Source organism: Uruburuella testudinis, from assembly GCF_022870865.1.
GTDB classification, from domain to species: domain Bacteria; phylum Pseudomonadota; class Gammaproteobacteria; order Burkholderiales; family Neisseriaceae; genus Neisseria; species Neisseria testudinis.
This window is the reverse complement of sequence record NZ_CP091508.1, coordinates 231,393-242,595: the sequence shown is the minus strand read 5'-3', so window position 1 is coordinate 242,595 and position 11,203 is coordinate 231,393. Positions and strand designations below refer to the sequence as shown.

9 protein-coding genes are annotated in these 11,203 nt (G+C 56.0%); 1 reads left to right on the top strand and 8 read right to left on the bottom strand.

Annotation, left to right across the window (positions count from 1 at the left end; genetic code table 11):
• Positions 1-530 precede the first annotated feature (530 nt).
• The 8 genes from LVJ83_RS01060 to LVJ83_RS01025 form a co-directional block, all read right to left on the bottom strand.
• The gene (locus LVJ83_RS01060) at positions 531-1,457 is read right to left on the bottom strand and encodes a homocysteine S-methyltransferase family protein (protein ID WP_244785460.1); all 927 of its coding nucleotides are present in this window, start codon (positions 1,455-1,457) and stop codon (positions 531-533) included.
• A gap of 441 nt (positions 1,458-1,898) precedes the next feature.
• Positions 1,899-3,269, bottom strand: coding sequence for an adenylosuccinate lyase (purB, locus tag LVJ83_RS01055; RefSeq protein ID WP_244785457.1), 1,371 nt, complete (start codon positions 3,267-3,269; stop codon positions 1,899-1,901).
• Positions 3,270-3,416: 147 nt separating this feature from the next.
• The gene (locus LVJ83_RS01050; protein WP_244785455.1) at positions 3,417-3,959 is read right to left on the bottom strand and encodes a hypothetical protein; all 543 of its coding nucleotides are present in this window, start codon (positions 3,957-3,959) and stop codon (positions 3,417-3,419) included.
• A gap of 98 nt (positions 3,960-4,057) precedes the next feature.
• Complete coding sequence (gene prfB, locus LVJ83_RS01045; RefSeq protein WP_244785453.1) at positions 4,058-5,161, bottom strand: peptide chain release factor 2; 1,104 nt, start codon at positions 5,159-5,161, stop codon at positions 4,058-4,060.
• Positions 5,162-5,281: 120 nt separating this feature from the next.
• Entirely contained in the window at positions 5,282-6,172 is an 891-nt protein-coding gene (locus tag LVJ83_RS01040; RefSeq protein ID WP_244787580.1) for a patatin-like phospholipase family protein, read from the bottom strand.
• A 271-nt stretch (positions 6,173-6,443) separates the two neighbouring features.
• Positions 6,444-7,232 carry a class I SAM-dependent methyltransferase gene (locus LVJ83_RS01035; RefSeq protein WP_244785450.1) on the bottom strand — a complete coding sequence of 263 codons (789 nt, stop codon included), beginning with the start codon at positions 7,230-7,232 and terminating at the stop codon, positions 6,444-6,446.
• A 183-nt stretch (positions 7,233-7,415) separates the two neighbouring features.
• Complete coding sequence (locus tag LVJ83_RS01030) at positions 7,416-8,117, bottom strand: glutathione S-transferase (protein ID WP_244785448.1); 702 nt, start codon at positions 8,115-8,117, stop codon at positions 7,416-7,418.
• A 110-nt stretch (positions 8,118-8,227) separates the two neighbouring features.
• A complete protein-coding gene (locus tag LVJ83_RS01025) occupies positions 8,228-10,105 on the bottom strand; it encodes a ribonuclease catalytic domain-containing protein (RefSeq protein WP_244785447.1) in 1,878 nt (625 codons plus the stop codon).
• 407 nt (positions 10,106-10,512) lie between these two features.
• Between LVJ83_RS01025 and LVJ83_RS01020 the strand changes: the two genes are divergently transcribed.
• Positions 10,513-11,175 carry an alpha-ketoglutarate-dependent dioxygenase AlkB family protein gene (locus tag LVJ83_RS01020; RefSeq protein WP_425316011.1) on the top strand — a complete coding sequence of 221 codons (663 nt, stop codon included), beginning with the start codon at positions 10,513-10,515 and terminating at the stop codon, positions 11,173-11,175.
• Positions 11,176-11,203 lie beyond the last annotated feature (28 nt).

Genomic DNA, 11,203 nt, shown 5'->3' with positions numbered 1-11,203 from the left:
AGATGCGTTTTCAGGGACAAAATACACCCGTAAATCGAATTGTCAGGACACCCTAGCATCTCGGCATACACCGGGTAATCTTTGCTGTGCTCATCGCTCAGATAGCCGGTACTCATCAAAAAATCATTTTTGGATTTCAGACGGCCTAACCTTTATTCAAGCCCCACCGCTTGCGCCCTCTCCCTAACCCTCTCCCACGGGAGAGGGAACTCGGTTGCTGTTGTTTTTGCCGTTACGCGTTTTAACCGACGTTTGTTTTTATCGCCAATCTTACCAATAAATGGTTAGGACACTCTAGCACCACGGCCTGACCTTTATTCAAGCCCCACCGCTTTGCGCCCTCTCCCTAACCCTCTCCCACGGGAGAGGGAACTCGGTTGCTTTTTTTTTGCCGTTACGCGTTTTAACCGACGTTTTGTTTTTATCGCCAATCTTACCAATCAAAGGGTCAGGACACTCTAGGGTGTCCTGACCATTCCTCTTCGAGCTCACACAAACCAACGCCGTTAGGTGGTCTGTGTGAATGGCTATTACGGATTCAACCCTTTGGCCAAAACATCAATATGCTCCGGCCCGATGCCGCAGCAGCCGCCGACCATATCGGCGCCTGCATTGCACCAGCGCTGCGCCCAAGCCAGATAGTGCGGCGGGGTGGTATCTCGGCGGATGGTATCGAGGCCGTCGTTGGCGGCCAGCGCTTCGCCGGCATGCGGTTCGAAGGCGTTGGCATACACGCCCAGATGTGCGCGGCTGCGGCTATCATCTAATACTTTGCGCGCGGTGGTAACGGCGGCTTCCATCACTTCGGGCTGGCTACAGTTGAACAACACCGCATCCACGCCCAAATCCAGCATGGCGGCCACGGCATCGGCCACCCGTTCGCCGGAGCGCAGCAGCGGCTCGCGGTGCGGCATTTGGTCTTCCAGCGTAAACGCCGTCCAATAAGGCTTGCCGTCGTGCGGCAGCAGTTTTTTGACGGTGGCCGGCTCGGCGATGCTGCTTTGGGTTTCCGCCAGCCAGATATCGGCATACGGCGCTTGGCTGTGAATCAGCGGCAAGGCGATTTCGGCGGCGCGGGCAGCATCAAACAAATCGGGGCGGTAAGAGCCGAACAGCGGCGGAATCGAGGCGGCCACCCGCACGGCTTGGCCGCTTTCTGCCACGGCTTCGTGCGCCAGCCGGCCTGCTGTCGCCGCAAGAGCTTCGCCTTCGGCAGCAAAGCGTGCGCCGATGTGGAAAGGCACCACGGCATAGCTGTTGGTGATGATGACTTCGGCACCGGCGCGGATAAAATCCAAATGCGTTTCGCGCACCACGGCGGGGGCTTCGGTTAATGCCAGCGCCGACCATTCCGGTTGCCGGAAAGGTGCGCCGCGGCGGTGCAGTTCGCGGCCCATGCCGCCGTCGATAATGGTAATGTGGTTCATGGTGGTTGTCGGGTTGGTGCTGATGCCCATGCAAGCAATAAACTGTCGGTGTTTGTCGGCTGGGTTTCAGACGGCCTCAGGAATGAAAGTGTTATTGTAAACGCTTATATGTAGGGCGGAAAAGAAAAGTTTTGGTTCGCCTGGGCTTGAAGAGGACTGGTTTCGCTAGGGTGTCATGACCATTCGTTTATAGAGGGATTTTTGTTCCTGAAAATGCAGATGCAAGGCAAGGCAAAAAACGCAGCAAGATTGGACATCTTGCGAGGCTTTTTAACGCAGCAGATGCGTTTTCAGGGGCAAAATACACCCGTAAATCGACACATCAGGACACCCTAAGGTGCGAAGCACCAAGTCAACCAGCCTGTGCGTGTGCACTGTTTTCAGCTCGCCGCCCGGTTTGCTCACTTTTGTGAATAGCTATTATCAAAAGGCCGTCTGAACGTTCAGACGGCCTTTGTTTGCCAATATAACTTAAATGCGTTTGGCCAGTGCTTCGGCTTTGCCCACATACAGCGCGGGCGTGAGTGCGAGCAGTTGGGTTTTGGCGTTGGCGGGAATATCGAGCGATTCGACAAACACTTTCAGCACTTCGGGGGTGATGCCGCCTTTGCCGCGGGTGAGGTCTTTCAGCTTTTCATACGGGTTTTCTACACCGTAGCGGCGCATCACGGTTTGAATCGGCTCGGCCAATAGCTCCCAAGTGGCATCCAAATCAGCGGCCAGCGCGGCGGGGTTGGCTTCGAGCTTGTTCAGCCCGCGCAGGTGTGCGACCAGGCCGAGGATGGTGTAGCCGATGCCCACGCCCATGTTGCGCAGTACGGTGCTGTCGGTGAGGTCGCGCTGCCAGCGGGAAACCGGCAGTTTTTCAGCCAAAAAGGCCAGCACGGCGTTGGCCATGCCGAGGTTGCCTTCGGAGTTTTCAAAATCAATCGGGTTGACTTTGTGCGGCATGGTAGAGGAGCCGACTTCGCCCGCTTTCACTTTTTGCTTGAAATAACCGAGCGAAATATAGCCCCACACATCGCGGTTGAAATCAATCAGAATGGTGTTGATGCGTGCGATGGCTTGGAAATATTCGGCCATGTAGTCGTGCGGCTCGATTTGGATGGTATAGGGGTTGAAGGTCAGCTCCAGCGCTTCTTCGACAAAGCGACGGCAATGTGCTTCCCAATCCACATCGGGGTAGGCGATCATGTGGGCGTTATAATTGCCGACGGCACCGTTGATTTTGCCCAAAAATTCTTGTGCTTCAATTTGCTTGATTTGGCGTTGCAGGCGGTAGAGCACGTTGGCAATTTCTTTGCCCAGCGTGGTCGGCGTGGCGGGCTGGCCGTGGGTGCGGCTCATCATCGGCACGGCAGCAAATTCGTGCGCCATATTTTGCAGCTTGGCGGTGATTTCTGCCAATTGCGGCAGCAGCACGGTTTCGCGCGCTTCTTGCAGCATCAGCGCGTGAGAAAGGTTGTTGATGTCTTCGCTGGTGCAGGCAAAGTGGATGAATTCGCTGGCGGCGGCCACTTCGGGCACACCGGAAAAGCGCTCTTTAAGCCAGTATTCGATGGCTTTCACATCATGGTTGGTGGTGGCTTCGATGGCTTTGACGGCGGCGGCATCGTCGAGTGAAAATTCGGTAATCACATCGTCGATTTCTTTGATGGTGAAATCGCTGAACGCAGGCACTTCAATGATTTTCGGTTCGGCGGCCAAGGCTTTGAGCCAGCTTAATTCCACTTTCACACGCGCCCTCATCAGGCCGTATTCGGAAAAAATCGGGCGCAGGGCTTCAACGGATTTGGCATAACGACCGTCGAGCGGCGACAGGGCGGCAATTGAATTGATCATGTTCGGTTTCCTGTGGGGCTGTTTATCGCTGCCGATTATACAGCAAGCAGCCGGTATAGGGCGCCGTGTTTTTTTGAAAAAACGCACAAGATAAGGCAGGCCGTCTGAAGCTTGCAAAATGGTTCAGACGGCCTGATGTATGGGTATTCAGGATGGTATTGCGGGGTTGGTTGCTTCCTGCAAATTGCCCAAGCCGTCGCTTTCCCACTGAAAATTATCGCTGTCGGTAAAGCTTATTTTACCGATGATGTGCTTTTTGGTGGTGAGCAGCGGTGTGAGTGCGGCTTCATCGTATTCTCTGGGGTGTTGGAAGGGATAAGGTGAGTTTGGGATGGTTTGATACGGCACGAAAAATTTGCCGGGCGGAACAACAACGGCATATTGGTAGGTAAATTCGGTATCGGATACTTGGGTGCGGTATCGGCCGCGAATGTGTAAATTGTAGAAAGGGCGTTCGCCCACGTTGTTCAACACCAAGCCCCAAGCGGCCGTATTCTGTTTGTCGGCGGCAAACCATACTGATAGTTTGGCCGGTTCGCTGCGCCGCCGCAGTTGTTCCAGCTTTTGTTCTTTTTCTCTACCGTCTTGATAGAGCTGTTTGGCCTGTCTGCCGGCCGCCCAAGCGAAAAATAAAGCCGCAGCCGCAATCACGGCGTTTACCCATTCGCCTGCTGTACCTAAATCTGCCATTTTTGCCTCGAATGTCATATTTAAAAGATAATAAAAAGGCCGTCTGAAACTTGAAAAGTTTCAAACGGCCTGTATTTTTTTCAGACGGCCTTGATGGTTTACACGCCCTGTTTCAGGCTGGCTTCGATAAAGCCGTCGAGATCACCGTCGAGCACGGCTTTGGTGTTGCCCATTTCGTAGCCGGTGCGCAAGTCTTTGATTCGTGAAGAATCAAGCACATACGAGCGGATTTGGTGCCCCCAGCCGACATCGGCCTTGCTGTCTTCCAGCGATTGTTTTTCTTCGTTGCGTTTGCGCATTTCCAGCTCAAACAGTTTGGCTTTGAGCATATTCATGGCTTCTTCGCGGTTGCGGTGTTGCGAGCGGTCGTTTTGGCATTGCACCACGATGCCGGTGGGGTTGTGGGTGATGCGCACGGCCGAATCGGTTTTGTTGATGTGCTGGCCGCCGGCGCCGCTGGCGCGGTAGGTGTCGACACGCAGGTCGGCGGGGTTGATTTCCACTTCAAAGCTGTCGTCCACCTCGGGGTAAACGAATACCGAGGCAAACGAGGTATGGCGTTTGTTGTTGGAATCAAACGGCGAATAGCGCACCAGGCGGTGGATGCCGGTTTCGGTGCGCAGCAGGCCGTAGGCGTATTCGCCGTCGAGCTTGATGGTGGCGCGGTTAACGCCGGCAATTTCGCCTTCGTCTTCTTCGAGCACTTCCACTTTGAAGCCTTTGCGTTCGGCATAGCGCAGATACATGCGGTAGAGCATGCCCGCCCAGTCTTCGGCTTCGGTGCCGCCGGCGCCGGCGGTAATGTCGATAAAGCAGTTGTTGACGTCGGCGGGCTGGTCGAACATGCGTTTGAATTCCAAATCGGCCATTTGCGCTTCCAAGGCGCCGATATCGGCCTGCACGGCGGCAAAGCCGGCTTCGTCGCCTTCTTCGACGGCCATTTCAATCAACATGCGGTTGTCTTCGATGCCGCCGGCGATGTTGTCGAGCGTGAGCACGATGCCTTCGAGCACTTTACGCTCTTTGCCGATTTCTTGGGCTTTTTTGGGGTCGCTCCACAATTCGGGGTCTTCGCTCAGGCCGACTACTTCTTCGAGGCGCTCTTTTTTGCCGTCGTAGTCGAGATACCCGCGGATGTCGGCGCTGCGCTGCTCGAGATCGGCAAGGGTGTTGTTGAGCTGGTTGATGATTTCTGCTTCCATAATGTTCTTTTCGCTATCGATTTTAGCCGTGTATTGTACTGGATTTTTGCTGCTTTGGGGCGTGCAGTCGGTCTGTTTCAGACGGCCTGGGGTGTTCTGATGTATTGTTTGCAAGGCGCTTTACTGTTGCAACCGGTAGCGTGCCAATGCGGCTTTGATTTGCGGCAGGGCTTCGCGTGCGGCCTGTTCGCCCAGCTTGATGGCCTGCTGTTTTTGGTCGAAGCCGCCGACTGCGCCGAGCTGCTGCACTTTGGGCTTGATCACCACCGTGGCCTTGCTCAATTCTTGATTCAGCGCCGACACGCTCATGATGTTGAGGCTTTGGTCGAGATAGGAAAAAAAGCCTGCATCGGAAAGCTTGGCCGGGCGGGCGGAAATGTCGACGGCAATCACCACGTTGGCGCCCAAATTGCGGGCGGCGGTTACCGGCACAGGGGCGGAGAGGCCGCCGTCAACGTATTTGCGCCCGCCGATAACGGTAGGTTGAAAAACGTTGGGAATACTCACCGAAGCGCGCACAGCCTGGCCGGTGTTGCCGCGGTTGAAGGCAACCATGCGGCCGTTGGCAAAGTCGGTGGCCACGGCGGCAAATTTTTTCGGCAGGCTTTGAATCGGGCGGTTGCCCACTTTGCGGTTGATGTAGTCTTGCAGTTTTTGGCCTTTGATGAAGCCGGTGGTGGAAAGGGTTAAATCTACCACATCGGCTTTTTCGAGAATTTCCGCTTCCAGCTCCAGCCGGTCGGGGCTCATGCCCGAGGCGTAGAGGCTGCCGACCACTGCGCCGGCGCTGGTGCCGGTAACGATGTCGACGGGGATGTTGTTTTGGCGCAAAACTTTTATCACGCCGATGTGGGCAAACCCTTTAGATGCGCCGCCGCCGAGCGCCAGGCCGACCACGGCTTTGGGCGGGGCGGCAGGCGGCGGGGCGGGGGCTCGGGTGGCGCCGCAGGCGCTGAGCAGCAGCGCGGCAGCGGTAAACAGCGCGGCGCGGCGGGTGTGGCGGGTGTTCATAAACAGGCTTTCAGACGGCATGTTGATTTTAAAGCGCAATTATAACGTGCCTGCCTTTTAAGAAACATCAAGGCCGTCTGAAAAAGTGTTCAGACGGCCTTGGGTGTTCTGCCCATTCAATTTACAGAGATATTTTGCCCCTGAAAACGAATCTGCGGTATTTGAAATGCCTTTGTATCCATGCCTGAGTGTGCTGAATTTTTGCCTTGCACCTATGTTTCATCACCAAAATCGGCATCATTCTGCATAGTCACCATACCCCGGTATCAGCTTATTTTCGCTTGGGAAAAAACTGCACCGCGCTTTCGCCTTCGGGCAGCAGCAGCTTTTTCACCGCATGGCCGTAAACCGTTTCCAGCGTGATGTCGACAGGTTCGCCGCTTTGCCACATAGCATCAACGGCGGCGCGGGCGGCGGTTTCGTTGTCAAACTGCAATGCCTGCCAAATGCCCAATGTGTCCATATCCTGCCAAAAGGTGTCGGCGCGGCGGTAGCTGAGCGTGAGCTTGGCGGTGTCCATCACCGGGTCGTAAAAGCCGTGGTGGAACAGCATATCGCCGAGGTCGTGCATGTCGATTAAAGTGGGCATGGCACAGCTGATGCCGCATGCGTTCAGACGGCCTGATATTTCTTGCAGGCTGTCGATGCCGAAATGGGTGAAAAACAGCAAACTGTCAGTTTTGAGATGGCGGGCCCAGTTGTCGAACACTGCGGGCAGGTCGGCAGCGGTAATCAGGCTCAGGTTGGCCCACAGCATATCGGCGGCGGCTTCAGGCAGGGGCTCGATGAGCGCTTGCCGGTGCTGCGGTACATTTTTACCGGTAAGCTTCTGCCAAAAGCCGCTTTGGCGCACCGCCGCGGCCGCATCGAGAAAGTCGGCGCGCGGGTCGTATTCGGTAAAAGCAGCCTTGGGGTAACGCGCGGCCAGCAGGCTGCGGCTGATATCGGCATCGGCACCGATCAGGCTGATGTGCTGCGGTATGTGGCGCACAATGGTGAGGCGCTCGTTGCTGTCGGTTGCAAGGTGGCGGTGGATTTGCCAGCGGTCGGATGTGGTCATGGTGTGTGCTTGGGCAGTGTGGCGGTGGTTTATATCATTTACAAAAACAACCGAACGGCTGGCGCGCCTGAACTCGAAGCAGGCCGGTTTCGCTAAAGCACTGAAGCGCCAAGTCAACCGGCTCCCTATTCCTTATATTCGCTTCGGCTCGCCGCCCGGTTAGTTTACTTTTATAGATGGGTATTATTCGCCGTCCAGCTGGGGGTAGTGGCGGAAAATGCCGTTTTCATTATAAGGCAGACGGCGGCTGCTTTGAAAATAGGCTTGCAGCTGCGGCAGGGCGGCCACGCGGCGGTGCAGGCTCATGATATTGGGGTAGTCGGGCGTCAGTGTGTGCATGCGGCGGGGGAAGGCATACAGCAGGCCGTCGATCAGTTGGAACAGCGAAAGATCGGCATAACTCCATTGCCCGTCGGCCAGCCAGCTGTCGGGCATGGCAAGCAGGCTTTCAAAATAAGCCAGATATTTGGGCAGACGCGTTTTGCGGAAACTGTGTGCTTTAACAACGGCTTCGGCTTGCTGGTCTTCATAATAGGCATCAGCGGAAACCGGATGGTGGGTGTCGTGCACTTCGGCCACCATATCGGCAATGGTCAGTTGCAATTGGTTCACCCACAAGCGGCCTTCGTATGAAGCGGGCGCCAGGCCGTGTTTTTCGCCCAGAAACATTAAAATATTGGCGGTTTGGGCAATCACCATTTCGCCGCTGATCAGATAGGGCGGTGCGAACGGCGGGTGTTTGCGCGCCGACTGCATGTCGTCGGGCAGTGCATTGGCGCTGCTGCGCGCGCATTCGCGATAGGGAACCGCACCGGCTTCCAACGCCAGCCGGACAAACTCGCCGCGGCCGGGGATACCGTCCCAATACCAAAAATCGTAAGCCATACCTGCCTCCTTTTAAGCGGGTTCAAATCAAGTTTCAGACGGCCTGTTCCCTTTTCAATCACTTGAATTCAATGAAGCAAACTGCCCAACCAACGCCACTTGCCCGATCGTTAAGATGCCGCAAACGCAAGCGGCGCCACTGCTTTCAGATAATTCAAAGCGATAAACTGTTTGTCGGCATCCACTTCGGCCACGGCCACTTTCATTTGCGAGCGCGGTAATGCGTCAAACGGAATACCGGTGGCGCGGGCGACCATGGGCAGGCCGTCGATGCGCACCAAGTCTTCTTTCAACAAGGTGGCGGTCAGCTCTTTAATATTTTGCTGTTGCAGATACACCAGGCTCCAATAGGCCTCCATCTGGCGCTGAAAATCGGCATAAGCCGAATAGGCGGTGTCGAAATCACGCAGCGCGGCAAACAGATCGGCATCGTTTTTCTGATACAGCGGCGCGGCTTCGGCATCCATCAGGCTGATGAGCTGCTTTTGATTGATGTAGTCGGCGGCGCGGCGCAGGGGCGAGGTAAACCAGCCGTAATGCTGCACGCCCATGCCGATGTGCGGTTCGGATTGGGTGCTCATGCGCACTTTGCCGGCGGGCTGCACACGAAACAGCCCGGGCAGGCCGGCTTCATCAAGCATTTGCGCCCAGCTGCTGTTGGCCAGAATCATCATTTCGCTCACCAGCGTATCAATCGGCGAACCGCGCTCGCGGCGGGCAACGGTCACCGTGCCGTCGTCGGCCAGCTCGATGCTGTAATCGTATTGCGGTGCGCGCTCGGGGTCGTATTTGCCGCGCGCTTTTTGGCGGGCAACCGCAAACTGATAAAGCCAAATCAAATCGTGATGGTGGGCAAACAGGGCTTCACCCGCCGCATCCAGCCCGCTTTCGGCGTTGAAATGCGGCTCGATGGCCTGAATGCGCAGGTTTTCAACGATATGCACGGCTTCGATTTTACACTCGGGCGCACCCACATTGAATTCGCTGTCGACATCAAAATAGATGCTGACGGCGGGGCGGTAATCACCGGCATCGAGGCTGAAAGCGGCAATCCAGTTGTCGGGCAGCATGGTGATTTTGTCGCCGGGAAAATATACCGTGCTTTGGCGTGCGGCAATGGTTTTTTCAATCTCGCTGCCGGGCGCCACCGCCAATGAAGGCGCGGCAATATGAATGCCCACCCGCTTGCTGCCGTTGCCCAAATCGGTGAGGCTGAGGGCATCGTCTACTTCGGTGGTGGTTTCATCGTCAATCGAAAACGCTTGCACAGCGGCGCGCGGCAAATCCATCCCATCGGCGGCGGGCACGGGCAAATCGGCAAAAGCAATGCCCTGCGGAAAATATTTCATCTCGAAGCCGTCGCGCAAGTATTGCGGAATCGAAGCCACGCCGCCGCTTTGCTGCGCCAAGGCCAACGGCGAGAGCTTCATGGCATCGGCGGCTTTGATAAAGGCTTTGTAGGTAAGTGCTTGTTTGTCGGGCGCGTGCAGAATGGTTTTCAGGTCGGCGGCGATTTCAGACGGCAAACCGCCCTGTTGCAGCTCGTCCGCCCACGCTTCGATTTGCGCATCCTGCTGTTTTTTGCGCTCGATGGCGGCCAGAGCCTGCTTGAGGGTTTCTTCGGGCGCTGCCTTGAAAATGCCTTTGGCTTTTTTATAAAAATACATCGGCGCGGCATACAGTGCTATCAGCGTGGCCGCCAGCTCGATTTGGCCGGGCGCGTGGCCGAAATATTCTTCGGCGATGGCGGCGGCCGAAAATTCGGCTTCCCCACACACCTCCCACAGCAAGTCGGTGTCGATTTCGGCGGCTTCGTCTTGCGCCTGCTGCAAAAATTCGGCCATCGGCTGTGAAAATTCAACAAATACATTGTTGGCTTTCACTTTGGTGCGCTTGCCGTGCTGGGTGTCGACTTGATAGGTGGCATCGTTTTTCTGAACGATGGCGGCCACTTTGAACTGGCCGGATTCTTCGTAAAAAATGTTCATAAAATTTCAATAAATAAGCTCGAACTTGATTTTAACAGATTCCGCAAGCGGATAACGTCAGGATGCTCAGGCCGTCTGAAAAATATCCGGCAACAACACAAGAATCGGGTCGCCGCGCCGCCACTGCTGCCGCTATACTGTGGCTGTTTACGATTGATGGGCGAGCCACTGTGATGAACCCTGCCGGCAACCGCCAATTTGCACCTATCGCTGCGGCCGCCATCATCGGCGGCTACCGCCGGCAACGCGGCCGCAAAATGGCCTTATACCCATTCACAAAATAGGCTAACAGCATTGGCCCGCCTGAGCTCGAAGAGGACTGGTTTCGCTAGGGTGCTGAAGCGCCAAGTCAACCAGCCCCGTAGGTGTGTATTGTCTTCGGCGCGCCGCCTGGTTAGCTTACTTTTATGAATGGGTATGACCGGCGCGCCAATTGGGAGCGGATGATGAACGGATTTGATTTATTCAGACAGCCTGACGAAAACCTGCTGCCGTTTGACGGCACGGTAAACGATTATGGTCTATTAATGCCGTCCGCCGAAGCCGATGCCTGCCTGCACAGCCTGTTGCACGATATTGCATGGCAGCATGATGAAGTGGTGGTGGCGGGCCGGCGCATCACCACTGCCCGGCAGGTGGCGTGGTATGGGCAGGCCGGCTTTCGTTATGCCTACTCGGGCGTGGTGCATGAAGCCTTGCCCTGGCAGCAGCAACCGTTATTGTTGCGGCTCAAAGCATTGGTAGAAGCGCAAATCGGCGATACCGCATTTAATTCCTGCCTGCTCAACCTCTACCGCAACGGCCGCGAAGGCATGGCCTGGCACAGCGACAACGAAGCCGCACTCGGCCGCCAAACCGTGATTGCTTCGCTCAGCTTCGGTGCCGCACGCAAATTCGCGTTCAAACACAAAACACGCGGCGACAAGCGGGAAATCATGTTGCAACACGGCCAACTGCTGGTCATGCGCGGCGACACCCAGCAATACTGGCTGCATGCCCTGATGAAAAGCAGCCGCATCAGCGAACCGCGCATCAATCTGACCTTCCGCACGTTCATCGCGCCCGGGTAAATCCGATGCGATACCGAAAAGCAAACGG